A 26,033-nucleotide genomic window follows, 5' to 3' on the forward strand; every position below is an offset into this window, starting at 1 on the left:
GTGGCGGTTCACCGTGGGTGCGGGTGCGGGTGCGGGTGCGGGTGTGGGTGTGGGTGTGGGTGCGGGTGCCGGCTCGCCGAGCGTCCCGCCGGCGCAGCTCAGGAGAGGAGCGCGGGTTTGACCCGCTCGGCCGCATGGGCCTGACCCTTCGCATTGGGGTGCACATAGGCGTAGCGCAGTGGGACGAGACTACTGAGAAGCCCGTCCACCCAGTTGTTGCCGTCGGCACGGTCGCAGGCGCTATGGCCGGCGGTCGACGGGTAGAGGTCGACGAAGGTGTCGCGGTGAGCGCCCGTCACCTTCTGGATGACGGCGTTGAGGCGCTCCAGAACGGCGGTACGCGCCCAGGCGAGGTCGCCGGTCGTGATGGTGCCGAACTCCAGCAAGTCGCCGTAGTGGCAGCGTGAGGCGTCCTCGGGGAACAGGTGCGGATAGCCGACGGTCACGATCCTGGCGTGCGGGGCCTTGGCGTGCAGTGCGGTGAGCATCGCGTCGTACTCCGTGCTGACCTGCTGCAGCCGGCCGCTCATGCCGGCGCCGAACTTGGCCTCGCACGGCGTTCCCTGGCCGAGGCTGACGGCCCCGAGCTCGAGGCAGCTCGTGAGGATGTCGATGAAGCCCAAGGTGTTGCCGCCGATGCCAACGGTGATCACCTTGGTCTGCGGGCTGAGGGCGTCGATCTGCGGCGGCACCGGCGCGAACGGCGCATCCGGATCGGTGCCCAACGGCGGCATCGGCCGCCCCGCCGGTACCTGCGAACTCCGGTACACCCCCGCGATCGTGGCACCGCTGCAGGTGACGTTGCGCAAGACGACCGCGGAGCCGAGGCTGTGGCGGAGCAGTTCCGGGTAGGACCCGGTGGTCCGGGCGCAGCCGTCGGGCGGCGCCTCGAACTCGTTGCCCGTCGCCTGGACGACGCCGGCGCTGTACGAGTCGCCGAGCGCCGTCCAGGTCAGGGGGCCGCTGCGGTCGGCGGGTCTGGTGGCGGTGCGGTCGGGCACGGCCTGGGCGGGCGGAACGGCGAGACCGACGGTGAGCAGACCAGCCGTGCCGGCCAGGGCCAGGCGGGACAGGAAACGAGCCACGGTCGCACCTCCAGAAAGCGCCGGGGAGAGTGCGGACCACCCCCTCCCACGAGGAGGATCGGCAGGAACCGTGACCCACTTGATAGCCCGGCCGGGTGAAATGACGGCACGTCACCTTCATCGGCGCGCGTCACCCTCCCCGTTCTCCGACGGAACCCCACCTCGTGGAGGAACGCGAGGTGCCCGGCGCCCCGGTCCCGGGGCGTCGGGAGCACCGCAGCAGCCGTTCGCAACCAGGCCGCGCCGTCCGGCAGCCGGTCGTCCCGTCGCCCTCTGGGAGGCCGCCGGGCACGGCCGCAACCAGGGGCACCGTCACCGCCGCAGGACCACCGGCTCGTCGCGGGCCGCCCGCAGCGCCCCGCCGAGGAGCTGACGGCCGGCTGCTCCACGCGGAGGGGATCAGCAGGGCCCTCGCGGAGGACGGCCGGCCGCCGGGGACGACCGGCTGCGGGAACGACCGGCACACCGCCGCCGCCCGCGCGGAGGTCCAGGTCCGGGAGTTCACCCTGATGCTCGCGCACGGCGGCTCGGCCGCCTGGTCGGCCGAGCGCACCACCGAGCGCCGTGCGGCGGCTCCCGCCCTGCTGCGCCCGATCCGCTCCTGCGGCTCCCCCGACGGGCAGTCAGGAGCGCGGTGGGCGGTGGAGGGACGGCGCCCGGCCCGGCCCGACCGCACGTCGTGAAGCGTCCGGTCGGTCGGGCAGGTGCGGCGCGGTCGGCGTCAGCCCAGCGTCGCGGTGTCGATCACGAACCGGTAGCGCACGTCGGAGGCGAGCATCCGGTCGTACGCCGCGTTGATCCCGTCGGCCGGGATCAGCTCGATCTCGGCGGTGACACCGTGCTCACCGCAGAACTCCAGCATCTCCTGGGTCTCCGCGATGCCGCCGATCATCGAACCGGCGTAGTTGCGGCCCATCGAGATCAACGAGAAGGCGTTGAGCGACAGCGGCTCCGGCGGGGCGCCGACGCTGACCATGGTGCCGCCGCTGGCGACCAGCGACAGGTAGGCGTCCAGGTCGAGCTTGGCGCTCACCGTGTTGAGGACGATGTCGAACTCACCGGCCAGCTGCTCGAAGGTCGCCGGGTCGCTGGTCGCGTAGAAGCGGTCCGCGCCCAGCTTCTTGCCGTCCTCCAGCTTCCGCAGCGACTGCGACAGCACCGTGACCTCGGCGCCCATCGCGTGGGCGAGCTTGACGCCCAGGTGGCCGAGCCCGCCCAGGCCGACCACCGCGACCTTCTTGCCCGGGCCGGCGCCGAAGCGGCGCAGCGGCGAGTAGGTGGTGATGCCGGCGCAGAGCAGCGGCGCGGCGGCGTCCAGCGGGAGGCTGTCCGGGATGCGGACGACGAAGTTCTCGTCGGTGACCACCTGGGTGGCGTAGCCGCCCTGGGTGATGGTGCCGTCCCGGTCGACCGAGCCGTAGGTGAAGACGGTCTCACCGAGGCAGTACTGCTCCTGGCCGCGGCGACAATTGACGCACTCCTGGCAGGAGTTGACCATGCAGCCGACGCCGACCCGGTCGCCGACGGCGTGCTTGGTGACCTCGGAACCGACGGCGGTGACGACGCCGGCTATCTCATGACCCGGGACGAGCGGGTAGGGCCGGTCGCCCCACTCGCCGCGCACGGTGTGGAGGTCGGAGTGGCAGATCCCGCTGTACTGGATCTCGATCTGGATGTCGCGCGGCCCGACCTCGCGGCGCTCGATGGTGAGCGGGACGAGCGGTTCGGTCGCGGACGTGGCGCCGTACGCCTTGATGCTGGGCACAGGTCCTCCGTTGTGACGAGTGTGGTGCTGCGTGGCTCGGGGTACTCGCGTTCGACATTACTACAGGTTGACCACTGTTCATTTTTTCAACATTTGCGGCAGGGGTCGCGCCGCCGTGTCGTGCCGGGCCCGGCGGCATAGCCTGACGAGCGGCGCCCTGACCCGGGCAGCACGCCGCCGCGGCGCCACCGTGCCCGATGCGGTCGACGGAGCGACAGATCAGCAGACCCGGCCACCTGGAGGTCCCTTCATGCGCGCGGTGAGCTACGACGCGTACGCCCCCGACAACTCCCGGCTGCGCTACGGCGAGCTGCCCGATCCCAAGGTGGCCCCCGGCCAGGTGCTCATCGCGGTGCGGGCGGCCGGGGTCAACCCGGTGGACTGGAAGCTCATGGCGGGCGGCCTGGACCCGCTGATGGACGCGGCCTTCCCCGTGATCCCCGGCTGGGACGTCGCCGGGGTCGTGGTCCGGACCGGCCCCGACGTGCCCGAGTTCGCACCCGGCGACGAGGTGATGTCCTACGCCCGCAAGGAGACGGTGCACGGTGGCACCTTCGCCGAGTACGTCGCGGTCGACGCGTCGGCGGTGGCCCGCAAGCCGGCCGGCCTCGACTGGGCGCAGGCCGCCGGGCTCCCGCTGGCGGGCCTGACCGCGCTGCGCACCCTGGACTGGCTGGCGGTCGACCGCGACGACGTCCTGCTGGTGCACGGTGCCGCCGGCGGAGTGGGCAGCCTCGCGGTGCAGCTCGCCGCGGCTCGCGGGGCGCAGGTGATCGGCACCGCGTCCGAGCGCAACCACGCTTTCGTCCGCGGCCTGGGCGCCGAACCGGTGGCTTACGGGGAGGGACTGGTCGAGCGGGTCCGGGCGCTGGTCCCCGGCGGAGTGTCGACCGTGGCGGACTTCGTCGGCGGGCAGCTGGAGACCAGCCTGGCGGTGCTGGCGCCGGGCGGCCGGCACGCATCGATCGCCGACCCCGCCGTCGAGCAGCACGGGGGTCACTGGGTCTGGGTCCGCCCGGACGGCGCCAAGCTGGCCGAACTGGCCGGCCTGGCCGACCTGGGCGCGCTCACCGTCGAGGTCTCCGCGACCTTCCCGCTGGAGAAGGCCGCCGAGGCCTTCGACGCCAGCCGCACCGGCCACACCCGCGGCAAGATCGTGATCGTTCCCTGAACGTCCGGCGCCCGGACCGAGTTGATCGGCGGTCGCTTCGCCGTGGCGCTCCGAGCCGCCACGCCGGCCCGCGGTGGACCGCTGAGGAGAAGGGGGCCCGGCGCCGCGTTCACGGGGCCACTAGAGTGCTCCCGTCCCCTGGCACGCGGCCGCGGCCCACTCCGACGGCGCGTGTCCACCCCCGCCCAGCGGCCCGACCGAGGAGCAACCGTGACCGAGCTGGCGTCCATATCCGTGCAGCGGGAGATCGCCCGGAGCCTCCAGGTGGGCGATTCCTTCGAGGCGCGGCAGGAGATCGAGCGACGGGTGGCCTTCCTCGCCGAGCAGCTGACCGCCACGGGCCTGCGTTCGCTGGTGCTGGGCATCAGTGGCGGCGTCGACTCCACCACCGCGGGCCGGCTGTGCCAGCTCGCGGTCGAGCGGGTGCGGGCCGGCGGCCGGGAGGCGGAGTTCTTCGCGATGCGCCTGCCGTACGGCACCCAGGCCGACGAGCAGGACGCGCAGCTGGCGCTGGACTTCATCCGGCCCGACCGGGTCCTCACCGTCGACGTGAAGCCCGCCAGCGACGCCGCGCTGGCTGCGGTGCTGGCCGGCGGCACGGTCTTCCGTGACGCCCACCAGCAGGACTTCGTCCACGGCAACATCAAGGCGCGCCAGCGCATGGTCGCCCAGTACGCCGTGGCGGGTGCCCACGACGGGCTGGTGGTGGGCACCGACCACGCCGCCGAGGCGGTCTCCGGCTTCTTCACCAAGTTCGGTGACGGCGCGGCCGATGTGATCCCCCTCACCGGCCTCACCAAGCGGCGGGTGCGGGCCGTCGCGGAGGCGCTGGGTGCGCCGGCCGCCCTGGTCTGGAAGACCCCGACCGCGGACCTGGAGACGCTGGCCCCCGGAAAGCCGGACGAGGAGGCGCTCGGCGTCAGCTACGACGAGATCGACGACTTCCTGGAGGGCAAGCCGGTCGGTGAGGCCTCCTTCGCGGCCATCGTCCGGCGGTACCGGCTCACCGAGCACAAGCGGCAGTTGCCGATCGCTCCCTGAACCGGTTGCCCGGCAGCCGGGTCGGGAGCCGGGTCGGCAGCCGGATGGGGAGCCGAGTAGGTCGGCAGCCGGGTCGGGAGCCGGACGGCATCCTCCGACCCGGCTGCCCCACGGAGGCACTGCCTACTGCGCCTCGACGGGCAGCAGGCCACGCTCGCCGAAGACCTTCTTCGCCACGAACGTCGCGTTCAGGGCCTTGGGGAAACCGCAGTACACGGCCGAGTGCAGCAGCGCCTCGACGATCTCCGTCGGCGTCAGCCCCACGTTGAGCGCCGCGTTGACGTGCACCTCCAGCTGGGGTTCGCAGCCGCCGAGCGCCGTCAGCATGCCCAGGGTGACCAACTGACGGTCCCGCGGCGCCAGGCCCGGGCGGCTGTAGATCTCGCCGAAACCCCACGCCACCACCTGGTGGCCCAGCTCCGGAGAGATGTCGGCGAGTGAGCTGATGACCTTCTCGCCGACCTCGCCGTCCACTGCACCGAGCACCTCCATACCCCGCTCGAAGCGGTCCTGGCGGGTCTGCGCGCCCACGTCCCCGACGGCCATGTCGTACTCCGTTCCCTCTGTCTGACCGATCCGCGATCCGACGTCCCGTCACACCGCGCCGGCCCATCGGTCCTGGTCAGGCACCTCCTGCCCAGTACGGAGACCATATGAGTTGGAGTGCACTCCAAGGCAACCCGAAATCCCCGGGGCCGCCGACCGGACACCGGTCATGGTCCGCCCGGCACGCGCCCTGCGGTCCCGGCCGTCGTCGGCAGCGGCCGCGTGGACTCCGTTCCGCTCCCCGCGCTCGCCCCACCACCGGGACACCGCGCCACCGGGCCGTGGCACCGGGCGTCAAGCCACCGGGGTGATCTCGTACATGCAGGGACCGTCGAGGTAGCGCATGGTGTCCAACACCCGGCAGCCGTAGTCGAAGAGCTCGCCGACCGGCGCCTCGTCGGAACGCGGCAGCACCTGCGCGGTCACCAAGTTCCAGCACTCCGTCGGCCTGGACCCGCTCGGCGGTCAGGTCGTCCAACTCGCCCTGGTGAACGTCGAAACGAGACTGTCTGCCGCCGAATGCCCAGCGTCGTTCGAAGGTTTGACGCCGCATGAGGTGACCGGTGCTCCTGGGTGGACGCCCATGGCCGGTCATCACGATTCGTGATCGCTGGGAGCTGTGGACTGCGTCTGGGTCACGGGCGCCGGGTCCGGTTGACTCTGGGGCGAGGACGGACGGGAAAGACACGCGGGAAAGGCGGAGCCCCCATGAACACCAGCCAGCCCAAGGACGTCGTGCGCCGCTACTTCGACGCGCTGGCCGCCGGCGACCAGCAGGCCGTCGAGGATTCCTGGGCGGAGGACGGCAGTTGCTGGTACGCCGGAGAACTGCCGATCTCCGGCCTCTGGCAGGGCCGGGAGCAGGTGATCAACGGCTTCCTCGCCACCGCCTACGCCCACCTCGACCCCGAGTGCGAGGTCGGCCTGCGGGTCACCAACCTGTTCGGTGAGGGCGAGCAGGTCTTCGTCGAATGGGACTCCTGGGCCACTGGCCGCACCGGTCGGCCCTACCGGCAGAAGAACAGCGGTGTCTTCACCGTACGTGAGGGCCGCATCACCAGCATGCGCGAGTACGCCGACACCCAGCACTGGTACGACGCCCTGGTCGCGCAGGCGCCCACCGGGCGGCCGGCCGGGTGATCAGTCGACCAGCGACGCGGCGATCGTCCGCGCGCACGGCAGGGACTCGGTGCGGGTGGTGTCCACCTCCAGGTCGTAGACCACGCCTTGGTGCACCACCCGGGCCTGTGACGCGGCCATTCCCGTGATCCGGTCGCCCCGGAGGAACTCCCGGCGGGTGGCAGCCTCGGGGTCGCACCGCACCCCGACCCACAGCACGGCCAGCCCGTCGAGCGCCTGCCGCCACCGCCGTTGGGACGCCGCCCCACCGAGGAACACGTCGTCGACGATGACCCGGGCACCCGCCCGGACCATCGCGGCGACGCCCGCCATCCAGGCCGCCTCCAGCCGGCGGAACTCCTCGCCGACGGCCACTCCACCGTCCGCCGCCACCTCGATGCCGGCGCCCGACGCCTGCAGCGAAGCGGGCAGCGAGTCGATGAACGAGTCGATGCCGAAGGCCAGGAACGGCACCGGCAGCACTGCCTGGAGGCCCTTGGAGATCCCGGTCTTGCCGGAACTCGAACCGCCGTTGAGCACGATGACCTGAGTTTTCACGGTGGCCACAGTAGACGCACCCGCCACGCCGCCCCCAAGCCCGGTGAGATTGCCGGCGCCACCACAACCGGCCCGCGGATGTCCCCGGTTCAGCTGACCTGCCGCCAGGCCGACGGACTCATGCCCCGGGCCCGCTTGAACGCCGCACTGAACGCGAAGGGATCCGCGTAGCCGACCTCGCGGGCCACGGCGGCGATGGTCGAGTCGGTGTCCCGCAGCAGATCCGCCGCCAGGGCCATCCGCCAGGTGGTGAGGTAGCCCAGCGGCGGCTCGCCCACCAGGTGGCTGAAGCGTGCGGCGAAGGCGGCGCGGGACATGCCGACTTCGGCGGCCAGCCCGGCGACCGTCCAGCGGCGGCCCGGATCCTCGTGCAGCAGGCGCAGGGCCTGGCCGATCGCCGGGTCCGCCAACGCGAGGCACGCACCGGGGCGGGTGGCCGCGGGCCCGGCGTACCAGGCGCGCAGGGCGATCAGCAGGACGACGTCGAGCAGTTGGCGCACGACGCCGTCCTGGCCGGGCTCGTCACGGGCGGTTTCGCCGGTGAGCAGCTCCAGCACCGCCCGCGTCCTGGGCCCGGCGGGCACCACGGCGAGCGGCGGGAGCATGCTCAACAGCCGCTCGCCCACGGTGCCGTGGAGGTCGTAGGTGCTCCTGAGCAGCACGGTGGCGCCCGGCAGACCGTCACCGTAGGTGCGTGGCGCCAGGTTGTGCAGGGTGGCCTGCACCGCCGGGCCGTCGCCGACGATCTGCTTCCGGCCGCCGCCGTGGATCACCAGCTGCGCGGCGGTGGCCGGATCGTCGGCGACGGTGTACCGGCCGACATCGCCGATCAGGGCGATGTCACCGGCGGTGAGCGAGGCGGCGGCGCCCGGAACATCGTCGAGTCGGATCGACGCCTGACCACCGAGCGTCGCCACCACCGTGAGCGCGGGCCCGTCGGCGTACGTCAACGACCATGGCGGGCGCTGGATCAGCTGCCTGACCGTCGCGTTCCTGGCCCGGGCCCGGTGGAGCAGATCGCTCAGCACGTCCATGGTGGCCAACGTTAGACGATCACACATGGATCAGCGACGGTCTCCCATGGATCGTCCAGGGGAAGCGGAGTTGGCTGGAGACATGGAAAAGATCCTCATCCTCGGCGGCACCGGAACGACCGGTCGCCGCATCGCCCGTCGGCTGACCGCCGCCGGCCACCGGGTCCGCACCGCTTCGCGCAAGGGTGCTGACGTCCGGTTCGACCTTGACCAGCCCACCAGTTGGGCGCCCGCACTGGAGGGCGTCGGTGCCGTCTACGTGCTGAAGCCCGACATGGCGGTGAACTCCGATCCCCGGGCGGGCGTCCGCGGGTTCGTGAGCGCGGCGGCGGCCGCGGGCGTGCGCCGGGTGGTGCTGCTGTCGGGCAACGCCGTCGGCGAGGCGGACGACAGCAACCCCCTCAAGGCAGTTGAGCAGACCGTGCGCACCTGCGGCGCCGAGTGGACGATCCTGCGGCCGGACTGGTTCGCGCAGAACTTCAGCGAGACCTTCTGGCGACTCGCGATCCTCGACGGCACGCTGGCGTTGCCGACCGGCGACGGGCACGTGCCGTTCGTGGACGCGGAGGACATCGCGGAGGTGGCCGCGGCGGCGCTCACCGACCAGAAGCACAGCGGGCGGACGTACCACCTGACCGGTCCGCGGGCGCTCAGCTTCGGTGAGGCGGTCGACATCATCGGACGCGCCAGCGGTCGGCAGGTCCAGCACGTCGACATCGAGCCCGAGGAGTTCATTCGGCACCAACTCGCCCGCGGAGTCCCGGAACAGGCTGCGCGCCTCCTCGCCGGCCTGCTGGTGGCGGTGCGGGACGGGCGCGGGGTCGGGGTCGCCGACGGTGTGGAGGAGGCGCTCGGGCGTCCAGCCCGGACCTTCGAAGCCTTCGCGGCGCAGGCCGCGGCGGCCGGAGCGTGGAGTTGAGCGCGCCGGTGCACCGGATCGGATGAGTCGGGCCGGCTGACTCGCCGTCCAGTGACCGGAATTGCCCGCACCCGCACCCGCGGCACCGGTCCTGGTCGGCTGGTCGGATCACCGCTGAGCCGGACGGTGAACGGCCCCACACGGCGGCGTCCTGAGGGCGGCAGGGCGTCGCCGGGCGTGGGCGGGTGCCGGCGCGGCTCGGAAGGCCGACGGTGCGACGGGGTCCGGAAGGCCGACGGAGCGGGCGGGTGCTTCGAAGGCCGACCGGGGCCCCTGGGTGCTCCGAGGGCCGGGGCCGGGCACCGGTGTTCAGGCGGCGGCCGTCAGGTCGGCGCGGCCGAACAGCAGCGCGTAGCCGCGCGGGAGGCGAGCCAGGAGGCGGTCGGTGAGGTGGTCGTCCGCGAGCGCGGTCAGGACCGAGGAGACGTCCCAACGAGCGCTGGTGAGGCTGGTGTCGAGGGTGCGGGCGACGGCTTCGACGAAGGCGGGTGCGGCGACCGGCTCGCGAAGCGGGAGCTGGGCGGCGAAGACGGCGCGGGCCCGGTCGGGGAGCACGGCCGCGAGCTCCCTGCGTTCGTCGCCGGTGAGTTGGGCGCCGAGGGCGGCCAGGACCGCGGTGAGGACGCGTTCGGCTTCCTCACCGGTGGTGTAGCGACCATTGGTGCGGACCTGCTTGAGCAGGCGGCGGTACCGGGTCATGGGGGTGGCCTTCCGGGCGGGCGCCGGCCGGTGGCGGCGGCGCCGAGCGGGTCAGGGGCGCTGGCCGGGCTGCGGGCGGCCGAACAGGAGGTCGTACCCGGGCGGTAGTTGGAGCAGCACGCGCTGGGTGAGTTGGTCGCCGGCGGCGTCGGCGACCGTGCTGAGGACGGCGCCGATGTCCCACAGGGCGGTGGCCTCGGTGGCGCCCTCGATCCAGGCCGCGGTGGCGCGCACGAACCGGTCGGGGCTGAGGGGTTCGGCGGCCGCGAGGGGGTTGAGCAGGATCAGGGCGAGGTGTTCGGGAAGGCGGGCGGCCAGGTCGGAGCGCACGGTGCCGAGCAGGTGGGCGCCGAGCAGGGCCAGGACGACGCGCGCCGCGCGTTCGGCCTCCTGGTGCGTGTCGTATTCGCCGCGTTCCTGGACTTGGTCCAGGAACGCTTCCCATCGCAGAGTCACCACGGTCTCCCTTCGCGCGGGCTTCCGGGGCGGCGCCGGCCACCGCGGGCAGCGGGCGCCGGTGACGGCCGGTGTGCTCGAGCAGCCGCACCGCTCGCGGGCCCGCGCCGCGCGGGCCCGGCCGCCCGTCCCGCCGGTCGGCGGGGTTGCGGGCCGCCACCAGGGCTCCGAGGCCCGAGCAATCCATCAATGTCACTCGTGACAAGTCGAGCACGACTTCCCGGTGCGCCGCCAGCGCGGCCGCGGGGGGCGCGGTGCGGCGTGGTGGCGCCGGCGGTGGCGAGCTCGGTGTCACCGCCGGCCCGCACCCGCGGCGGCCGGCGGGCGCGGGCCTTGCACGGCCTCCCCGCGATCCCCGGGCCGCCCTCGGCACCGAGGCGCTGCCGACCTGGTGGCGCCGCTCGTCGGCGTACTTCATGCCACGCCGACACCACCGACACCGGCAGACGGGCGAGGGCAAGGCCGCCACGGGCGGCTGAACGCGATCCGCCGGCCATGGAACCGACCGGAGCGTACCGCCAGCAGGGTGAAGATTCGGGCCCGCGGAGGGTGGCTCGCCTTCCGCCACCGCGCGTGCCCGGAACGGGTGCGTCCGGTCCCGAGCGGTCGGCTGACCCGCCCGTGTCGGCGGGCGCGGGCCGGGTATCCGCTGCGGCGAGCGGGCTCGTCACCCGCTCTGACCGAGAGCACACAGCGGCGCTCGAACGCCCGCCCCGCCGCTGTCAGCCGAGGAGCACCGCCGTGAAGCTGCAGTTTCTCAATCCGCTGTACGCCCCGGCCGATCCGGTGGCGTCCGTCTACCTGGACACCTCGCGCGACATCGACGACCCCGACCGGGCGATCGAACGGCGCTGGCGCCACCTGCGCGAGAGCCTGCTCGCCCACGACGCCGGCGAAGCCACCGTCGACGCCGTCGAGAGCGTCCTGGGCACCGATCGGGAGATCGCCGGGCCGCACGGGCAGGCGGTCTTCGCCGCCGCGGGCCGCCTGCTGCTCACCGAGTACCTCCCCGATCCGCCCGTCCGCGACAGCGCCTGCTTCGGTGCACTGCCCGACGCCCTGCCCCTCGTGCTCCAGCACGCCCCGGACCTCCCGTACGCCGCCGTGGCGATCCGCCGCGTCCACCTGCCGGAGGCCGCGGGAGGCGGCGAGGTGCTCGACATCGAGTACGACATCGGTCACTGGCCGATGGGCCGGGTCAACGCCGCCACGCCGGGCTGGCGGACCCCGGTGGACAGCTGGCCGCAGCAAGCCGAGCAGTTCCTCGCCGAACTGGCCGGCGCCGCGGAATCCGGCGGCACCGAGGAGATCCTGCTCGCCGGGGATCCCTGGGCAGCCAACACCATGATCAGGCTCGCACCGAACTGGCTGAAGAACCGCCTGGTCAGACTCAAGAACGGCCACCACCACTACCCGCAGCCGGGGCGGGCGGTCCTGGAGGACGAACTGGAGGCGGTGTTCACCGACCGGCTGCCGCAGCGGGACCGGCAGCAACTGGACGCGTTCCAGGCACAGCGGGCCCGCGACCCGGAGGCCTGCGAGGGCCTCACGGCGGCGGTCGCGGCCCTGCAGCGCGGCCAGGCCCGGACCGTGCTGATCAACCGCCCGGTGCAGCAGACCCCGCCGCTCTGGGTGGGCGGTGCACCCACCGACCTGGCCCGGTCGGCCGATGACCTACGGGCCTTCGGGATCGACTACTACTGGGAGCAGGACGCCGGGTCCGCGGTGACCCGAGCAGCGGCCGGAACACAGGCGGAACTCGTCGTCGTGCCGCGCGAGGAGCTCCCGTTCCCCGACGGGATCGCCGTGCTGCTGCGCCGCAGCGTCGACTGAGCCGGTACCGGGTGGGCGCCCGCGCGCGGCCCCGAGCCTGTAGCGGCCGGTCCTGGAGCCGCTCCTGGAGTCGTTGGCCCGGAACCGGGCGGGCGTCAGCCGTGGCAACGCTGAGATGCCGTCAGCGCACCTGCGGCCTAATGGAGTTGGTCGGATTCGTGGCCTGCCGATGCCTGCCACGGAGATGGTGGCGCCCGCTCCCGGTTGCCCCGCGCGGTCGGAACCAGCGGATCCAGGGCGCGGCCGACGGGGCTGATTCCGGTCAGGCCCCCGAGTGGGTCGCATACCTGCCGAAGTGCGGGCCCAGAGAATCGGCCGGGAGGCGGCGTTCGAGACTCAGCGAACAATCGTTCGATCCGCATAGGGCCGCTGGTCGCAGCGGGATCGGGCGTGACCGAGCGTGCCGCCGCGGTGGCGGACGGCGCCGGATCGGGGAGTGCACAACGGTCTCGGCCGAACGGACCGGTGTTTTCAAACCCGGTCCGTCCACCTACGGTTGCCTTGATGAACGAGATCCGCTTCGCCGTGGGCGAGTTCGCCGCCAACCGGTCCGGGTGCCACGGGCGCCCGGCGGCCTTCGGTGTGAGCAGACCCGTCGGCGTCGCGTTCGCGGGCTGAACCACCGTTCCGCCCGGGCGGTTCCCGACCGTCGATGTCGTCGCCCGTCCGAGCGAGGGCGGAGTCGGGAACGACCGCGTCGGGACGCTGTGCCCGGAATTGTCGTCGGCACCGGCGTGACCGATCGGCGGACGGTCGGTCGGGCCACCATCTTTCACCTGGAGATCGGAATGTCTCATCTGCTGGCCGTCGCGCCGCCCTGGTCCGGAGGGTCCGACCGGCGCGGCATTGCCATCAATCGGGGCGTCAACGGTGGGGAGGCACGATGATTGACCAAGACCTGCGTGACCGGCTCGCAGTGGTCGAGACCTGCACGCGGATGTGCTGGCACACCGACCAGCGCGAATGGGAGCAGCTGCTCGGCCGGGTCTTCGCGGAGAAGGTGCGCGTGGACTACACCAGCCTGAACGGCGGCGAGCCGGCCGAGCTGCCCGCCGACGCCCTGGTGGGCGCCTGGCGCGATCTGCTGGGAGCCCTGGACGCCACCCAGCACCTGCTCACCAACCACCTGGTCACCATCGAGGGCGACGCCGCCGTGGTCACCGCGAACTTCCAGGCCACCCATGTGCTCGCCAAGGCGGCCGACGGGCCGATGTGGACGCTGGGCGGCCGCTACCGCTTCGACCTGGTGCACAGTGAATCGGGTTGGCGGATCGCGGGGTTGGTGATGACCAAGGTCTGGCAGACCGGCAACCTCGCCCTGCTGGCGAGCGTTTCGCGCTGAGACGCGCCCCGGGTCCCCGGTGGCTGACCGGGGACCCGGCAGGCCGTCTCACGTGGTGGTGAACTCGGCCATCATCGCCATGTCCTCGTGCTCCAGGTTGTGGCAGTGCAGCAGGAACCGGCCCGCGTAGTCGGTGAAGCGGACGGCGACCTCAACTCCCTGGGCGGGGAGGACGTCCACGGTGTCCTTCCAGCCGGTGTCGTAGGGGCCCGGCGGGTTGCCGTTGCGGCTGACCACCTGGAACGGGTCCAGGTGCAGGTGGACGGGGTGGTGGAAGTCGGTGACGAACCGCCAGACCTCCACCTGGCCGAGCTTCGGCGAGGCCAGCGAGCGCCCGGGTCGGTACTCGTCGCCGTTGATGGTCCAGTTCTGCGCGGACTTCTGGAACACGAAGGTGCGGGTGGCCGCCGCCTTGGCCGGGTCGAGTCGCTCGATGGCGGACAGCTTGGCCGGCACCCGCGAGTCGTCCGGGCCGCCACCGCCGCCGACGTCGAAGCGCATCACCTCGGCGGTCGAGCCGCTGCCGAGCCGGTTGACCAGCCGCACGCTCGTCCCGGCCGGGTAGCGGGCGAAGTCGACCACCACGTCGAAGCGTTCGGCGGGTGCCAGTTCCAGCGCGTCGTGCGCCAGGGGGCGCTCCAGCAGTCCGCCGTCCGAGCCGATCTGCAGCAGACCGCCGCCGCCGGGCGGCTGGGGGTCGAGCGCCAGCCGGTAGCGGCGGGCGTTGGAGGCGTTGAGCACCCGCAGCCGGTAGCGGGCCCGGTCCACCCGGGTGACCGGCCAGGGCGCGCCGTTGACCAGGATGACGTCACCCAGGACGCCGTTCATGTAGGCGTCCGTCACACCCGGCCTGCCCTCGTCGGCGTCCAGTGCGGGGTAGGCGAAGGAGCCGTCGGCGGCGAACGCGCGGTCGGCGATCATCAGCGGCAGCTCGCGCGGACCGTGCGGCAGGCCGAGCGCGGCCTCCTCGTCGTCGCGGACCAGGTGGAAGCCGGCCAGACCGCGGTACACGTGCGGGCCGGTGAATCCCATGGTGTGGTCGTGGTACCAGAGCGTGGCGGCCCGCTGGTCCATCGGATAGGTGTAGTCGCGCTGCGGCTGGAAGGTGGCGCCGCTCATGCCGGGCATGCCCGCCATCCCGCTCATCGCCGCCGTGGCGTCGCCGCCACCCTGGGAGCTGATCAGGTCCAGTGGGTAGCCGTCGCTGTCGTGCGGGGTGTGGCCGCCGTGCAGGTGGACGGCGGTGGCGTGCGGCAGCGCGTTGCGATGGGTGACGACGGTGCGCCGCCCGGAGCGGGACTCGATGGTCGGGCCGGGAAAGGTGCCCTGGTAGCCCCAGACCTCGGTGTCATGACCGGGTAGGATCCGGGCCGCCGCCGGGCGGGCGGTGATCTCGTAGTAGTCGGTGGTGGCATCGCCGCGCACCGGCTGTAGGACCGCGGGTATCGGCAACTCGGCCTGGTAGCGCGGCGGTAGCGGCACCTTGCTGCTCAGCAGCAGACCGGGCTGCCCGCCGGGGATCAGCATGTCGAGCAGCGGCGGGGCGCCGATAGCAACCCCGGCACCGAGCACCGCCGCTCCGCCGGCCAGGAGTTGACGTCGTGTCAGGCCGCCGCTCATTTCGCCGCCGCCGGTTCGGCGGTGGCCGCCGCGGGAGCCATCGCCGCAGCGGCGGCCGGCTTGAACGTGAAGACGTCGGCGGCGAACTTCTCGGCCATCACGAAGATGCCCACCCCCAGGGGGATGTGGATCAGCAGCACGCGCGAGAAGCCGAGGCTGATCTGCGCCACGCAGCAGAGCAGCAGGATCCCGTACTGCACGGCGATCCGGTGCGGCAGGCCGGCCAGCCGCCAGGCCGGCACGGCGGCGATGACGCTGAGCAGCACCGCGGTGGCGAGGATCATGGCGGCGATCAGGTGGGCGTCGAGCAGCGGGTAGTACCCCTGCAGGAAGCCGCCGGCCAGGAACGGTTGGGTGAGTGCGAGCAGCGCCGTGAGGCCCGCGGTCACCCGGAGGGCGATCAGCGGCCAGCGCGGCGGGGCAGGGTTGAGCGGCATTGCGACCCCCGAATGGTGGCAGGAATACAGTCCCCACAGAGACAGTCTCAGATGAGATGATCTCGATGGGATCCTATACTGTTCCTATGACCGACGATCAGACGCCCCTTCCTCCGCTGGGACTGACCCTGCGACAAGCCCATCTGCGGGCCGCGCGGATGTTCGCCGAGGAGCTGCGTCCGCTGGAGTTGGAGAACGTCCACGCCGGCGTGCTGATCAACCTGGGCATGCTCGGCTCGCGGACGCAGCGCCAACTGATGGACAGCGTGGGTTCCGACAAGTCCGCGATGGTCCGTTACATCGACAGCCTGGAGTCCCGCGGCCTGGTCCACCGCCGTCCCCACCCCACCGACCGCCGGGCGCACGCCGTCGAGCTCACCGAGGCGGGCGAGGCGGCCCTGACGGAGGTGCTGGCCGCATCGGCGCGGACGGAGGAACGGCTGCTGAGGTGCCTGGAGCCGGGCGAGCGCGACCCGTTCCGCGAACTCCTGGGCCGCTTCACCTACCAGGCGCCGGAGCCGGTCCGCGAGTGACGGCAGCACGACGGGCGACGGCGGAGTGCGGCAGGCCGTGCGGGCGACCGGTTGCGGCTCCCACGTGGGCACCTCACCCGGGACGGCGCTCGCGCGACCTCCTGAGCAGTGGGTCGACCGCGAGCAGGGCGAACCCGAGCGCCGCCGAGAGCAGATGGCCGACGGTGCTGAACTCCGGCAGCGGCCCCGGCCAGTCGCCGCCGCCACCGAGCGGCCAGGCGAACACGAAGAGCACCCACGGCAGTCGGGCCCAGCGCGGCAGTCCCACCGTCGCGGCCGCCATCACGGTCTGCGCGCCGTAGCTGATGCCGTAGTCGTCGGCCTGCCGCACGGTCGGTGGGTACCAGCCGTGCCGCAGCGCCACCACGATCACCACGGCGGTCAGCAGGGTGGCCCCGATGTGCCCGAGGAGGAACGCGCCGACCGCGCGGAGCGCGCCCCAGCGCCGCTCCGCCCAGGCCAGGCAGCCGCAGACGCCGAGCCCCAGGGTGATGAAGGTGCCTCCGAAGCCGATCGAGGTCACGTCGACGAGGGTCCCGTCGAAGAATAGCGCGCTGCCGAGCAGGGCGGGCACCGGATGGTCGGTCAGGTTGTCCAGATTGGTGCTGAAGTAGCGCAGCAGCCCGGCGGATCGGTCGGCCGTCATGCCGTAGCTGACCCAGGCGTGGGTGACCAGGAGCAGGCAGACGTATGCGAAGGTCAGCGGTGAGCGACGCGGATACGCCCGGATGGCGCCGAGTGCGGGGCGGACTCGGGATCGTGGGCGCGGTCGGGCGGGCGAGGTCATGGCGGCGGACCGTCCAGGTCGGGTGCGGGGAGCAGGCCTTCAGGGCGCGCGGGCTGACCGTGCGCCCCGAAAAGCTACCGTCACACTCTCTCAGGCCCGGATCCAGGTCACCGACCGGGCAGGCGGTCGGACCCTCGCCGGCGGGCTGCTCGACCCCGTGGGCCGTCGACCGTTGTGCCGCCCCGGCCGGTCCGCGCGGCCGCGGCGATCACGCCCAGGGCGATGACGCCGGCCGCCAGTGACGGTCGCACCCGGAAACTCCCGATGATCGTGCACCTGTCGCGGGTGGCACGCCGGCACCCGGCGGTAGCGCCACCTTCGGGGGAAAAGCGGGGCGTTCGACTGCGGACCGGGGCAGGGCGGTCCCATCATGTCCGCCATGGTGAACTTCGCTGACAGCGCTCCTGGTTACCTGACCATCCGGGTGACCGCCCCGGACGGCCCGGTGGCGGAGCTCGCGGACGTCGAGGCATGGCAGGCGCGTGACGGATACCCGGACCTGCGCTCGGCGGGCACTCCGATGTACGCGGTGGGCCGGGAGCGCGAGGAGGGCGGCTGGCAGCTCGTGTCGTGCCTGGAGCTCACCCCTCAGGGAACGCGTGAGGTGATGGGCATGCTGGCCCGCCGGCAGGCGGCCGAGGCGGCGGAGGGCGGCGACGGCGAGGCGCAGCAGCGGTACCTGGCGATCGCCGAGCGGCTGGAATGGGAGAAGCTCGACGAGGTCGAGCTCGACGGGCGCTACCGGGTGATCCGGGTCGAGCGCTTCATCCGCAGCGGTCCGGACGGGCCCGAGCCGCCGCGCACCACCGACTTCGACGACCCGGACGACCCGAGGCTGCGCGGCCGGGCGAGCGGCCCCGATCCGGCGGAGGGCTTCGTGCTCGATCCCACCGTGCCGACCGGCATGTCCGAGGGCATCCTGAAGACCGACCTGATCCAACTCCTCCCGGGACGGGCCCGCAGTTCGGTCGCCACCTACCAGGACGCGGTGGCGGCCGGCCACACCCACCCCGGTGTGGTGCTGCTGCCCGCGGCCTTCTCGGTCGCCGAGCGGCAGTGGGGCAAGTGGGTTCCGGCCGGCATCGTGGACTGCCCCACCCCGTTCCGCGCCCGGGACGTGCTCTCGATGCACCTGCGGGTGGCGGACCCGGTCTACCGCGGGCTCTCCCAGGAACAGCGCGAGGCCTATGCGGCGGCGGCCGAACTGCTGGAGAGCACCGGCTGCAACGAACTCGCCGTCGAGGACCGGCTCCTGAGGATCATCCGGGTCGAACGGATGGTCCGGTTCGGCCCGGACGGGCCGGAGGGGCCGCGCCCGTCCGACCCGGATCCGGAGGACCCGGTGATGGTGGCGGACCAGAAGCTGCGGGCCCAGGGCATCGATCCGGACGACGATTCGCCCATCGTGCTGAACGGTCCGGCCAAGGAGTTCCAGCAGCTCTTCGAGGCCGAGATGGCGCGGCGCGGCGCGCCGAGCCGTGCGGGGGCGCCGCAGGACGAGGCGGCCGTGTCGCGGACCGGGCCGACCACGGACTGAAGGGAACGCAGGCGCTTGCCCTAGCTCGGGCGCTGCTCCTCGGCGGCACGCTGGATCGCCGCCGTGCAGCGGCCCAGCAGGGCGCGCAACTGCTCGCGTTCCGCGGCGGTCAGCTCATCGGCCATGGCCTGCTCGATGGCGCTGGCCCGGGCGTCCGCCAACTCCAGTGCGGCGCGGCCGGCTTCGGTGAGACGGGTCTCCAGCACGTTCCCGTGCCAGCGGTGGGGCGCGCGCTCGACCAACCCGCGGTCGGTGAGGTTCTTCAGCACCACGGCCATGGCCTGCGGCGTGACGTTGCAGGCACGGGCCAGTGCGGCGCCGCTGATCCCGGCGTTTCCGGCGAGCACGAAGAGCGTGGCGTACTGCGGCACGGTGAGCCCGGCGGGGTCCACCGCGGCCCGCTTCGCCGCCATCAGCTCCTGCTCGGTGCGGCGGATGTCGATTCCGAGGCGTTCGCTGACCGGCATTCCCATGAGCACAGATGGTACAAGCCGAGGCGAGTAGGCAGCTGGTTGACAAACATCAAAGCTTTGATGATGATCGAGGTCTTGTTGATCTTTCGTCTTGCCATGGGAAGGACGTGCCGCCGTGCCCGCTTCACAGACTTTGGACGTCCCGCACGCCCGGCTCGCCTACCGCAGCACCGGGACCGGCCCGCTCGCGGTCTACGCCCACGGCGCGCTCTCGAGTCGCGACCACGAACGGCGTTCGGGGTTCCTGGACTGGTCGCCGATCGCCGCCGCGGGCCTGCGCCTGGTCGAGTACGACGCCCGCGGCCACGGCGAATCCACCGGCCGCGCGGTCGAGGCCGACTACGCCTACCCGGCACTCGCCGACGACTTCCGGGCGCTCTGCGACCACCTCGCCCCCGGCGAGCGGGTCCACGCCGTCGGCTCCTCGATGGGTGCGGCCACCGTGCTCCACGCGGCCCTGGCGGAGCCCGAGCGCTTCGACCGGCTGGTGCTGGCCATGCCCGGTGTCGCCTGGCAGGCCCGGGAGAGCCGCCGCGAGGGCCTGCGCGCCGCCGCCCGGACCGTCGAGCAGCAGGGCAAGGCGTCGCTGGTCACCGCCATGCGCCTGGGCCGGCCGCCGATCCTCGCCGACACCGACTTCCCGCCCGTCTTCGACGTGCCGGACAGCCTGATGCCGACCGTACTGCGCGCGGCCGCCGCCGACGACCTGCCCGACCCGGAGGCGCTGCGCCAACTGCCGCACCCCACGCTGGTCCTGGCCTGGGACACCGACCCGAGCCACCCGGTCGCCACCGCCGAGGCCCTCGCCGAACTGCTCCCCGACGCCCGGGTGCACGTCTCCCGCGACCTCGCCGACATCCGCACCTGGGGCGCCCGCGCGGCGGAGCACCTGGCCGGCCAGGGCCGGGCCGGGGCACCGGCTGCCGCTACCGCCCCGGGACGGCACCTCCGTTGAACGGGCGGCGGGCGGGCAGCGACTCGTCGGCGGGGGCGGGGATCACGGCGCCGGCGTTGTTGACCAGCACGTCCACCGGGCCGAGCGGCGCGATCCGCCGGGCGGCCGCCTCGACCTGCCGAGCGTACGTCAGGTCGACACCGACCGGGACCACCCGGGCGGCGCCGACCGCGGCGTCGATCTCCTCGCGGGCCCGTTCCAGCACCTCGGTGCGCCGCCCCGGGATCACCACCCGGCGTCCGTCGCCGCCAGCCGGCGCGCGATCGCCTTGCCGATCCCCGTACCGCCGCCCGACACCACCGCGAGCCGCTCCGTCATCGTGCCCCCAGATCCGATCAGCCGATGATGATCGGGATCAACGGGGTCAAACGGTTCGCCGCCACGGCGCTCGAGGCGGTGAACAGGCGGCACTCGACGCGGTGAGCACGGCGCTCGAGGCGGTGAACAGGCGGCACTCGACGCGGTCAAGCGGCGCTGACGGCCGGGCATGCGCCGTGGTCCACAATGGTCGTCATGATCGAAGTAGCCGAGAACGTCTTCTGTTGCGAAGGTACCGCCGTCAACTGGATCATCCTGCGGGACGGCCGGGACCTGACGCTGATCGACGGCGGCTGGCCCGGGGACGCGCCGGCCGTCGAGGAGTCGATCCGCTCGCTGGGGTGCCGCCCGGAGGACGTCCAGGCGATGCTGCTGACCCACGCGCACGTCGACCACATGGGTGCCCTCAAGGACCTGCACCGCCGGTACGGCATCCCGGTGTACACGGGCGAGGTCGAAGTTCGGCACGCCCGGCGGGAGTTCCTCGAACAGGCCACGGTGGAGGACGTTCAGAAAGCGCCGCAGGAGCTGCTGCTGCCGTGGCTGGAGCGGGTCCTGAACGTCGGCGCGCTGGACGACCCCACCATCCCGGACGCCACTCCGATCCCGCCGGGCCCGCTGGACCTGCCCGGCGCGCCGGTCGCGGTGCCGGCCCCCGGGCACACCACCGGCCACCTCGCCTTCCACCTGCCCGGTTCGGCGGCGCTGGTCACCGGGGACGCGCTGGTGACCGGGCACGCGCTGTCGCCGATCGACGGCCCGCAGCTGATCCCGTGGTTCTTCACGCACGAGGAGGAGCAGGCCCACGCCACCCTCGCCGTCTTCGAGGCCCTGGACGTCGACCTGATCCTGCCCGGGCACGGACGACCCGCCAACCTGGCCATCGCCGAGGCCGTCGCCATCGCGCGGCGGAACGCGGCCCAGGCCGCCGCCGAGCGCGGGCTCGACTGAGACGGCGCGCGGGCCGGCGCCGGGGTGCGACCAGAACGCCGCCATGGCCGCGCCCGTCCCGAATGACGAAGTACTGCTGACCGGCGGCACGCTGACGCCCCCCGGTGCGGCGCGAGCCCGGGGTGGTGGTCGTGCCGGCCGCCGACCGGATCGGCGAGCGCGACCCCGGCCCGGTGGGGGCGGGAGCCGGGGAGCGCCGCCCGGTGACATCGTCCAGCCGGTGGTGCGCGGGGCGTGTGCGGGGCGTGCGTGACGACTGCTGGACGCCAGTCGGGTCCGTCGGTCGGGTGAATACCCGCCGGATGCCGCGCCTGCCCGGAACGGGTGGGGCACGAATGGAACACAGTTTCAGGGCGGAAGGGGCTGACGTGCACCGTGCACTGATCGTCGTTGACGTACAGAAGGACTTCTGCGAGGGCGGGAGCGTCCCGGTGAGGGGCGGCGCGGAGCGGGCCGGTGCGATCGCCGTGCTGGCCAACCGGGCCCGGGGCGCGCGGTACACGCACGTGGTGGCGACCCGTGATCACCACATCGATCCGGGCGGCCACTTCTCCGACCACCCGGACTTCCGCGACTCCTTCCCCGTGCACTGCGTGGCCGGCAGCGCCGGCAGCGAGTTCCACCCCGCGTTCCGGCCGGCGATCGCGTCGGGCGCGATCGACGAGGTCTTCTACAAGGGCGCGCACTCCGCCTCCAAGAGCGGGTTCGAGGGCGCCGCGGTGGACGGCACCGGGCTCGCCGACTGGCTGCACGCCCACCAGATCAGCAAGATCGACGTGGTCGGCATCGCCACCGACCACTGCGTGAAGGCGACCGCGTTGGACGGCGTCCGGGCCGGGTTCGCCGCCCGGGTGCTGCTCGACTACACGGCCGGCACCGCACCCGACAGCACCAAGGCCGCGATGGCCGAGATGCGGGACGCCGGTATCGAGCTGACCGGTGAGCCGGTGGTGCTCGCCTGACCGCCCGGATGGTCCCGCCCCGGCCCTGAGACGCTCGTCGCCTGAGAAGCACGTCGTCTGAGACGCTCGTCGCCCGAGAAGCCCCTCGCCCGAGAAGTCGTCGTCTGATAAGCACGTCGCCCGAGAAGTAAAGCGCCCTCCCCGGTGGTCTCCGGGGAGGGCGCTGTGTGCCGGGGGAGGGGCGTCAGCCGCGCGCTGGAAAGGCCGGGCGCCCGGTGAGCAGCCGCTGCACGCCGAAACCGAGGAACGCGATCGTCGCGCCCGCGACGGCGTCGGCCTCGAAGTGGTTGCCGGTGCAGACGATCACCGCGAACGTGGTCATCGGGAACAGCACGCCCAGCGCCCGCACCAGCCGGTTCTTGGCCAGCCGGAACATCACGATGCCGCACCACGAGGCCCAGGCCACGTGGATGGACGGCATCGCGGCGTACTGGTTGGAGACGGTGTCCACCGAACCGGACGCCCAGGAGCCCCAGGTGTGGTGCTTCACCACCGTGTCGATGAAGCCCGCGTCGGCCAGGAAGCGCGGCGGAGCCAGCGCGAAGAAGTAGAACCCGATCAGCGCGGAGCCCGAGGTGACGCAGAGCGCGGTGCGGGCGGCCCGGTAGTGGTGGGGGTGGCGCCAGTAGAGCCAGAGCAGCACGCCGATCAGGCCGACCATGTAGAGCGTGGCGTAGTAGTAGTTCATCCCGACGATCAGCCAGGTGGTGTGGTCGGCCGTGTGGTTGGCCCACTGCTCGAAGCTCAGGTGCAGGTGCTTCTCGAAGCTCAGCACCTCGCCCGCCCGCCGCAGCGCCGCGTCCCGGTTGCCGGGCACCGCGTTGCGCGTGGTGTTGTAGAGCATCCAGCCCACGACGATCAGCACCAGCTCGACCCACCACGCGGGTCGGCCGACCCGGATCCAGCCGGTGGGCAGCAGGCCGCGGCGTCCCGATCTACCGGCCGGGGCCACCGCCTCCGCGGTCGGTGGTCGGGTGGTGGGCGTGAGCGTCATGGCGGGTCCTGGTCGTCGGGGTGAGCGGCGAGGCGGACCTGCTCGGCGGGCAGGTCTGCCCGCCGAGCACCATCGGTGGCAGTATGAATCGCTCGTGGAGCCATTCGCGGGCCGTGCCCGGGCTGGGCACGAAAGGTCAATCTACAGCGTGTAGTAGTTCGTGTTCAGGGTCGCGTCGCTTTCTGGCAGGGAAGTGGTGGTCGGGCCCGCTGCGGAGCGGGGCGCCGGCCGGCTCGCGGAGCCGACGGTCGGCGCCTGCCGCCGTTCGGTCAGTCGTGGCCGCCGTCGGCGCCGGCGGCCCCCGGGTGCCGCTGGACGTACGCGTGCCGAGCCGCCCGGAACAGGTCGTCCGTGGTGTGCACGGCGAACCCCAGACTGACCAGGCACCCCAGCGCCAGCGTCGCGGCGGCGGCCAGCGGCGCCCGCCGGGTGGCCGGTGGCGGGGCGAGCAGTGCCCGCATCCGGCGCGGCACCGGACCGCCGGTGGCGGCGGGCAGCACCTCCGGTCCGGGATCGGTCTTGCGGGCCAGCGCGGCCCGGCCCACGGCACGGGCCATCGCGGCCCGGTCGCCGACCGCCCGGGCACCCTCCTCGTCGGCCCAGCGCTCGACGGCGAACGCGCCCTCCCGGGCCAGCGGGCGCAGCAGCGGGCAGGCGGCGGCACAGAGCTGGTAAGCCAGCAGGAAGCGGTGGTGGCGATGGCGGAGGTGGGCTCGCTCGTGAGCCATCAGCGCGGCCAGCTCGACCCCTGCCACCACCCGCAGCATCCCCGTGGACACCACCACCCGCCCAGGGGCGCCGGGCAGGGCGAACGCCTCGGGGACCGGATCGTCGAGCACCGCCAGGTCGCCGGAGACCGGCAGGGTGCGACAGCGGTGCCGGGCCCGCAGCAGCACCCGGCCGCGCCGCCAGGAGGCGCGCAGCACCAGAGCCACCCCGAGGAGCAGCAGCAGTCCGCACAGCCCCGCCCCCAGCCGGCTGACCGGCTCCTGGCTGCGCAGGTACCAGACCGACCAGAGCCCCCGGTCGGCCACCGCCCGGATCTGGCCGAACCCGGTGAACGCCAGCAGCGCCAGGGCGCCCAGCCAGGTGGTGGCGGCCGAGGCGCCTGCGGTGGCGAGAGCCCAGGCGGCCGGGCGGGGCGCCAACCGGGCGGCCAGCCGGGGAGCGGTGAGGGCCAGGGTGCCGCTGACTATGAGCGGGGCGAGGAAGCTGGGGCCCACCGATCAGCCCTTCGGAGTGCTGTGGCCGTCGATGTGGTCAGGGGTGTGGTGGCCTCGCGGGCGCCGGCCCGGCGCGTGGTGGCCAGGGTCACCGTGGGCGGCGAGCAGGCGCTGCACCAGCTCCTCGTCCTCGTCGGTGAGGTCCGAGACGAACCGGGCCAGCACCGCCCCGCGGTCCGACCCCCGCTGCAGCAGCGAGTGCATCTGGCTGGCGGTGTGCGCGGCCTCGTCACGCACCGGTGCGTAGGCATAGCCGCGGCCGACCCGCTCGCGGCGCAGGACGCCCTTGTCGTGCAGCCGGGACAGGATGGTCACCACCGTGGTGTAGGCGAGGTCGCCCGGTAGCAGGGCGTTCACCTGGGACGCGGTCAGCGGGCCGCCGGCCGCCCAGAGCACGGCCAGCACCACGCCCTCCAGCTGCCCGGCGGCCCGGCGCCGCCCCGGGGCCTGTCGCTCCGTCACTTCCGCCACCTCTCCCTGCCCGCCTCGCGGCCGGCCGTGCAGGGCCAGTATGGCCTGCCGCCGGGCCGCACCGGCAGTACCGGCGATGCCTGATCCGCGCCCCCACCGGTTCGAGCCCCGGGTCGTCGCGGCCGAGCTGATCGCCGTACGAATGGCGGATGGTTCCCGAAGCCACCGACCGCCCGGCCCTCCGTCAGTTGACCGGTGGCGAACCGGATGACATGGCGGCGCTGCTCGGCAAACCCGTCGTGATGCGCTCCTCCCCGCCAAGTCGGGGGAAGCGGTCGACCGGCTACCAGATCTGATCGCAGTGCACCAGGCTTCAGCCCGGCGGTGAAGCGATTCTGAACTCTGCTCTGACTGTGGCGGTTGCACTCTCCCGCGCTGTTGGGACCGGCCACGGTTGTGCGGTCAGATGGACCGGTTCTGCTGCTCGATGTACTGGCGGACCATGGACAGGGGTGCACCGCCGACGGACCCGGCGAAGTAGGAGCCAGACCAAAGGCGTTGTGCTCGCCAGTAGTGCTCGACCAGCTCGGGGTACTCCTGGCGCATCCGGCGGGAGCTGACGGCCTTTGAGGCTGTTGACCAGCTTGGACAGAGCCACCTTCGGTGGGAAGTTCACCAGCGGGTGGACGTGGTTCTTCTCGCCGTTGAACTCCACCAGCTCCACCTCGAAGTCCTGGCAGACGCCGTGCGTGATCTCTTCGAGCCGCGTCAGGTGTCGGTCGGCGAAGACGTTGTTCCGGTACTTCGTCAAAAAACCAAGTGTGCATGCAGGAGGAAAGCACAGTGTCGACCAGTACGAATGTCCTGATGCTCAGCCATAAAGTCATCATGGTACGGTGGCCGCCGTGCGGCTTCGGTACTGCTTCCGCCGGTATCCGAATGGCCCTCAGCGTTCCGCGTTGGCAAGGGCGTTCGGGTGCGCGCGTGGTCTACAACGACGCCCTTCGGGCTCGTGAGACTGCCCGCGCCGCGGGCGAGCCATTCCCGAAGACCGGCGAGCTGTCCAAGTCTCTGATCACCGAGGCGAAGCTGAATCCCGAGCGCGCCTGGCTCGGGGAAGTCTCGGCCGTGGTGCTGCAGCAACCCCTGCGAGACCTGGGCACCGCGTACCGGAGTTGACGGTGGCGCAGTCGTGCGATAGGGCGGTCTTCGGCGGGACGCGGTCGGCGGTGCCGACCGCGCTCGCGGGGTGCTTGTCGCGGGG

General features: G+C 72.8%; 29 protein-coding genes and 3 pseudogenes. 14 read left to right on the plus strand and 18 right to left on the minus strand.

The genetic code is table 11. From position 1 onward, the window contains the following. Positions 1 to 98: 98 nt before the first annotated feature. Complete coding sequence (locus LN042_RS12145; protein ID WP_230051160.1) at positions 99 to 1,085, minus strand: SGNH/GDSL hydrolase family protein; 987 nt, start codon at positions 1,083 to 1,085, stop codon at positions 99 to 101. Positions 1,086 to 1,594: 509 nt separating this feature from the next. On the opposite strand from LN042_RS12145, the gene LN042_RS12150 reads away from it, so the two are divergent. Next, on the plus strand, positions 1,595 to 1,768 hold the full coding sequence (locus LN042_RS12150) for a hypothetical protein (RefSeq protein ID WP_230051161.1): 174 nt from the start codon (positions 1,595 to 1,597) through the stop codon (positions 1,766 to 1,768). 38 nt (positions 1,769 to 1,806) lie between these two features. Here the strand turns inward: LN042_RS12150 and LN042_RS12155 are convergent, their stop codons facing one another. Beyond that, complete coding sequence (locus LN042_RS12155; protein ID WP_230051162.1) at positions 1,807 to 2,850, minus strand: NAD(P)-dependent alcohol dehydrogenase; 1,044 nt, start codon at positions 2,848 to 2,850, stop codon at positions 1,807 to 1,809. Positions 2,851 to 3,100: 250 nt separating this feature from the next. On the opposite strand from LN042_RS12155, the gene LN042_RS12160 reads away from it, so the two are divergent. Together LN042_RS12160 and nadE are read left to right on the plus strand one after the other, a co-directional pair. After that, the gene (locus LN042_RS12160) at positions 3,101 to 4,021 is read left to right on the plus strand and encodes an NADP-dependent oxidoreductase (RefSeq protein ID WP_230051163.1); all 921 of its coding nucleotides are present in this window, start codon (positions 3,101 to 3,103) and stop codon (positions 4,019 to 4,021) included. A gap of 210 nt (positions 4,022 to 4,231) precedes the next feature. Next, entirely contained in the window at positions 4,232 to 5,062 is an 831-nt protein-coding gene (gene nadE / locus LN042_RS12165; RefSeq protein WP_308191795.1) for an NAD(+) synthase, read from the plus strand. Positions 5,063 to 5,185: 123 nt separating this feature from the next. Here the strand turns inward: nadE and LN042_RS12170 are convergent, their stop codons facing one another. Together LN042_RS12170 and LN042_RS37235 are read right to left on the minus strand one after the other, a co-directional pair. Then, positions 5,186 to 5,608: a carboxymuconolactone decarboxylase family protein gene (locus LN042_RS12170; RefSeq protein ID WP_230051164.1), complete on the minus strand. Its 423-nt coding sequence runs from the start codon at positions 5,606 to 5,608 to the stop codon at positions 5,186 to 5,188. Between the two features lie 294 nt (positions 5,609 to 5,902). Continuing rightward, positions 5,903 to 6,037, minus strand: coding sequence for a hypothetical protein (locus LN042_RS37235; protein WP_283843685.1), 135 nt, complete (start codon positions 6,035 to 6,037; stop codon positions 5,903 to 5,905). Between the two features lie 279 nt (positions 6,038 to 6,316). Between LN042_RS37235 and LN042_RS12175 the strand changes: the two genes are divergently transcribed. Continuing rightward, positions 6,317 to 6,748 carry a nuclear transport factor 2 family protein gene (locus tag LN042_RS12175; protein ID WP_230051165.1) on the plus strand — a complete coding sequence of 144 codons (432 nt, stop codon included), beginning with the start codon at positions 6,317 to 6,319 and terminating at the stop codon, positions 6,746 to 6,748. Here the strand turns inward: LN042_RS12175 and cpt are convergent, their stop codons facing one another. Then, positions 6,749 to 7,285, minus strand: a complete 537-nt coding sequence (gene cpt, locus LN042_RS12180) for a chloramphenicol phosphotransferase CPT (RefSeq protein WP_230051166.1) — start codon at positions 7,283 to 7,285, stop codon at positions 6,749 to 6,751. A gap of 89 nt (positions 7,286 to 7,374) precedes the next feature. Next, on the minus strand, positions 7,375 to 8,319 hold the full coding sequence (locus LN042_RS12185) for an AraC family transcriptional regulator (protein WP_230051167.1): 945 nt from the start codon (positions 8,317 to 8,319) through the stop codon (positions 7,375 to 7,377). An 82-nt stretch (positions 8,320 to 8,401) separates the two neighbouring features. Here LN042_RS12185 and LN042_RS12190 point away from each other — a divergent pair, with 82 nt between their 5' ends. Further along, on the plus strand, positions 8,402 to 9,238 hold the full coding sequence (locus LN042_RS12190; RefSeq protein ID WP_230051168.1) for an NmrA family NAD(P)-binding protein: 837 nt from the start codon (positions 8,402 to 8,404) through the stop codon (positions 9,236 to 9,238). Between the two features lie 309 nt (positions 9,239 to 9,547). On the opposite strand, the gene LN042_RS12195 is transcribed toward LN042_RS12190, so the two are convergent. The 3 genes and pseudogenes from LN042_RS12195 to LN042_RS37995 form a co-directional block, all read right to left on the minus strand. Continuing rightward, positions 9,548 to 9,937, minus strand: a complete 390-nt coding sequence (locus LN042_RS12195; protein WP_230051169.1) for a DUF2267 domain-containing protein — start codon at positions 9,935 to 9,937, stop codon at positions 9,548 to 9,550. Positions 9,938 to 9,988: 51 nt separating this feature from the next. Then, on the minus strand, positions 9,989 to 10,393 hold the full coding sequence (locus tag LN042_RS12200) for a DUF2267 domain-containing protein (protein WP_230051170.1): 405 nt from the start codon (positions 10,391 to 10,393) through the stop codon (positions 9,989 to 9,991). Positions 10,394 to 10,526: 133 nt separating this feature from the next. Next, positions 10,527 to 10,811, minus strand: a pseudogene (locus LN042_RS37995) (STAS domain-containing protein); the annotation flags it as partial. 323 nt (positions 10,812 to 11,134) lie between these two features. Here LN042_RS37995 and LN042_RS12205 point away from each other — a divergent pair. Beyond that, a complete protein-coding gene (locus LN042_RS12205; RefSeq protein ID WP_230051171.1) occupies positions 11,135 to 12,226 on the plus strand; it encodes a baeRF2 domain-containing protein in 1,092 nt (363 codons plus the stop codon). A gap of 883 nt (positions 12,227 to 13,109) precedes the next feature. Further along, on the plus strand, positions 13,110 to 13,568 hold the full coding sequence (locus tag LN042_RS12210) for a nuclear transport factor 2 family protein (RefSeq protein WP_230051172.1): 459 nt from the start codon (positions 13,110 to 13,112) through the stop codon (positions 13,566 to 13,568). A 48-nt stretch (positions 13,569 to 13,616) separates the two neighbouring features. On the opposite strand, the gene LN042_RS12215 is transcribed toward LN042_RS12210, so the two are convergent. Then, a complete protein-coding gene (locus LN042_RS12215; protein WP_230051173.1) occupies positions 13,617 to 15,188 on the minus strand; it encodes a multicopper oxidase family protein in 1,572 nt (523 codons plus the stop codon). Then, positions 15,185 to 15,625 (minus strand): hypothetical protein, encoded by a 441-nt coding sequence (locus LN042_RS12220; RefSeq protein WP_230051174.1) that lies wholly within the window; start codon positions 15,623 to 15,625, stop codon positions 15,185 to 15,187. Before LN042_RS12220 ends, LN042_RS12215 begins: the two co-directional genes overlap by 4 nt. A gap of 86 nt (positions 15,626 to 15,711) precedes the next feature. On the opposite strand from LN042_RS12220, the gene LN042_RS12225 reads away from it, so the two are divergent. Next, positions 15,712 to 16,158, plus strand: coding sequence for a MarR family winged helix-turn-helix transcriptional regulator (locus tag LN042_RS12225; protein WP_230051175.1), 447 nt, complete (start codon positions 15,712 to 15,714; stop codon positions 16,156 to 16,158). A 73-nt stretch (positions 16,159 to 16,231) separates the two neighbouring features. Here LN042_RS12225 and LN042_RS12230 read toward each other — a convergent pair whose 3' ends face one another. Further along, complete coding sequence (locus LN042_RS12230; protein ID WP_230051176.1) at positions 16,232 to 16,945, minus strand: rhomboid-like protein; 714 nt, start codon at positions 16,943 to 16,945, stop codon at positions 16,232 to 16,234. 379 nt (positions 16,946 to 17,324) lie between these two features. Between LN042_RS12230 and LN042_RS12235 the strand changes: the two genes are divergently transcribed. Beyond that, positions 17,325 to 18,482 carry a DUF5954 family protein gene (locus LN042_RS12235; protein ID WP_230051177.1) on the plus strand — a complete coding sequence of 386 codons (1,158 nt, stop codon included), beginning with the start codon at positions 17,325 to 17,327 and terminating at the stop codon, positions 18,480 to 18,482. Positions 18,483 to 18,502: 20 nt separating this feature from the next. Here LN042_RS12235 and LN042_RS12240 read toward each other — a convergent pair whose 3' ends face one another. Continuing rightward, positions 18,503 to 18,955, minus strand: coding sequence for a MarR family winged helix-turn-helix transcriptional regulator (locus LN042_RS12240; RefSeq protein ID WP_230051178.1), 453 nt, complete (start codon positions 18,953 to 18,955; stop codon positions 18,503 to 18,505). A gap of 115 nt (positions 18,956 to 19,070) precedes the next feature. Here LN042_RS12240 and LN042_RS12245 point away from each other — a divergent pair, with 115 nt between their 5' ends. After that, entirely contained in the window at positions 19,071 to 19,910 is an 840-nt protein-coding gene (locus tag LN042_RS12245; protein ID WP_230051179.1) for an alpha/beta fold hydrolase, read from the plus strand. Here LN042_RS12245 and LN042_RS12250 read toward each other — a convergent pair. Further along, the gene (locus tag LN042_RS12250) at positions 19,882 to 20,142 is read right to left on the minus strand and encodes an SDR family NAD(P)-dependent oxidoreductase (RefSeq protein WP_230051180.1); all 261 of its coding nucleotides are present in this window, start codon (positions 20,140 to 20,142) and stop codon (positions 19,882 to 19,884) included. The genes LN042_RS12245 and LN042_RS12250 overlap by 29 nt on opposite strands. A 281-nt stretch (positions 20,143 to 20,423) precedes the next feature. On the opposite strand from LN042_RS12250, the gene LN042_RS12255 reads away from it, so the two are divergent. Both LN042_RS12255 and LN042_RS12260 read left to right on the plus strand, forming a co-directional pair. Further along, positions 20,424 to 21,179, plus strand: coding sequence for an MBL fold metallo-hydrolase (locus tag LN042_RS12255; protein WP_230051181.1), 756 nt, complete (start codon positions 20,424 to 20,426; stop codon positions 21,177 to 21,179). Between the two features lie 368 nt (positions 21,180 to 21,547). Beyond that, positions 21,548 to 22,141, plus strand: a complete 594-nt coding sequence (locus LN042_RS12260) for an isochorismatase family protein (protein ID WP_308191796.1) — start codon at positions 21,548 to 21,550, stop codon at positions 22,139 to 22,141. 184 nt (positions 22,142 to 22,325) lie between these two features. Here LN042_RS12260 and LN042_RS12265 read toward each other — a convergent pair whose 3' ends face one another. The 3 genes from LN042_RS12265 to LN042_RS12275 form a co-directional block, all read right to left on the minus strand. After that, a complete protein-coding gene (locus LN042_RS12265) occupies positions 22,326 to 23,135 on the minus strand; it encodes a phosphatase PAP2 family protein (protein WP_230051183.1) in 810 nt (269 codons plus the stop codon). A gap of 269 nt (positions 23,136 to 23,404) precedes the next feature. After that, positions 23,405 to 24,358 (minus strand): M56 family metallopeptidase, encoded by a 954-nt coding sequence (locus tag LN042_RS12270; RefSeq protein ID WP_230051184.1) that lies wholly within the window; start codon positions 24,356 to 24,358, stop codon positions 23,405 to 23,407. 3 nt (positions 24,359 to 24,361) lie between these two features. Beyond that, the gene (locus LN042_RS12275) at positions 24,362 to 24,820 is read right to left on the minus strand and encodes a BlaI/MecI/CopY family transcriptional regulator (protein WP_372495719.1); all 459 of its coding nucleotides are present in this window, start codon (positions 24,818 to 24,820) and stop codon (positions 24,362 to 24,364) included. A 158-nt stretch (positions 24,821 to 24,978) separates the two neighbouring features. Between LN042_RS12275 and LN042_RS12280 the strand changes: the two genes are divergently transcribed. Then, positions 24,979 to 25,125, plus strand: coding sequence for a hypothetical protein (locus LN042_RS12280; protein ID WP_230051186.1), 147 nt, complete (start codon positions 24,979 to 24,981; stop codon positions 25,123 to 25,125). A 106-nt stretch (positions 25,126 to 25,231) separates the two neighbouring features. On the opposite strand, the pseudogene tnpA reads toward LN042_RS12280, so the two are convergent. Next, positions 25,232 to 25,648: pseudogene (gene tnpA / locus LN042_RS12285) on the minus strand (IS200/IS605 family transposase). 26 nt (positions 25,649 to 25,674) lie between these two features. Here tnpA and LN042_RS12290 point away from each other — a divergent pair. Then, positions 25,675 to 25,945 (plus strand): annotated as a pseudogene (locus LN042_RS12290) (helix-turn-helix domain-containing protein); the annotation flags it as partial. Positions 25,946 to 26,033 lie beyond the last annotated feature (88 nt).

The organism is Kitasatospora humi (assembly GCF_020907985.1).
GTDB lineage: Bacteria > Actinomycetota > Actinomycetes > Streptomycetales > Streptomycetaceae > Kitasatospora > Kitasatospora humi.

What these genes read in the sequence shown, in the direction of transcription:
- LN042_RS12150 (WP_230051161.1), top strand. Translation starts at nt 1,595, where the DNA reads ATGCTCGCGCACGGCGGCTCGGCCGCCTGGTCGGCCGAGCGCACCACC.
- LN042_RS12160 (WP_230051163.1), top strand. Translation starts at nt 3,101, where the DNA reads ATGCGCGCGGTGAGCTACGACGCGTACGCCCCCGACAACTCCCGGCTG.
- LN042_RS12170 (WP_230051164.1), bottom strand. Translation starts at nt 5,608, where the DNA reads ATGGCCGTCGGGGACGTGGGCGCGCAGACCCGCCAGGACCGCTTCGAG.
- LN042_RS12175 (WP_230051165.1), top strand. Translation starts at nt 6,317, where the DNA reads ATGAACACCAGCCAGCCCAAGGACGTCGTGCGCCGCTACTTCGACGCG.
- LN042_RS12185 (WP_230051167.1), bottom strand. Translation starts at nt 8,319, where the DNA reads ATGGACGTGCTGAGCGATCTGCTCCACCGGGCCCGGGCCAGGAACGCG.
- LN042_RS12190 (WP_230051168.1), top strand. Translation starts at nt 8,402, where the DNA reads ATGGAAAAGATCCTCATCCTCGGCGGCACCGGAACGACCGGTCGCCGC.
- LN042_RS12195 (WP_230051169.1), bottom strand. Translation starts at nt 9,937, where the DNA reads ATGACCCGGTACCGCCGCCTGCTCAAGCAGGTCCGCACCAATGGTCGC.
- LN042_RS12210 (WP_230051172.1), top strand. Translation starts at nt 13,110, where the DNA reads ATGATTGACCAAGACCTGCGTGACCGGCTCGCAGTGGTCGAGACCTGC.
- LN042_RS12215 (WP_230051173.1), bottom strand. Translation starts at nt 15,188, where the DNA reads ATGAGCGGCGGCCTGACACGACGTCAACTCCTGGCCGGCGGAGCGGCG.
- LN042_RS12220 (WP_230051174.1), bottom strand. Translation starts at nt 15,625, where the DNA reads ATGCCGCTCAACCCTGCCCCGCCGCGCTGGCCGCTGATCGCCCTCCGG.
- LN042_RS12225 (WP_230051175.1), top strand. Translation starts at nt 15,712, where the DNA reads ATGACCGACGATCAGACGCCCCTTCCTCCGCTGGGACTGACCCTGCGA.
- LN042_RS12230 (WP_230051176.1), bottom strand. Translation starts at nt 16,945, where the DNA reads ATGACCTCGCCCGCCCGACCGCGCCCACGATCCCGAGTCCGCCCCGCA.
- LN042_RS12235 (WP_230051177.1), top strand. Translation starts at nt 17,325, where the DNA reads ATGGTGAACTTCGCTGACAGCGCTCCTGGTTACCTGACCATCCGGGTG.
- LN042_RS12240 (WP_230051178.1), bottom strand. Translation starts at nt 18,955, where the DNA reads ATGGGAATGCCGGTCAGCGAACGCCTCGGAATCGACATCCGCCGCACC.
- LN042_RS12255 (WP_230051181.1), top strand. Translation starts at nt 20,424, where the DNA reads ATGATCGAAGTAGCCGAGAACGTCTTCTGTTGCGAAGGTACCGCCGTC.
- LN042_RS12265 (WP_230051183.1), bottom strand. Translation starts at nt 23,135, where the DNA reads ATGACGCTCACGCCCACCACCCGACCACCGACCGCGGAGGCGGTGGCC.
- LN042_RS12280 (WP_230051186.1), top strand. Translation starts at nt 24,979, where the DNA reads ATGGTTCCCGAAGCCACCGACCGCCCGGCCCTCCGTCAGTTGACCGGT.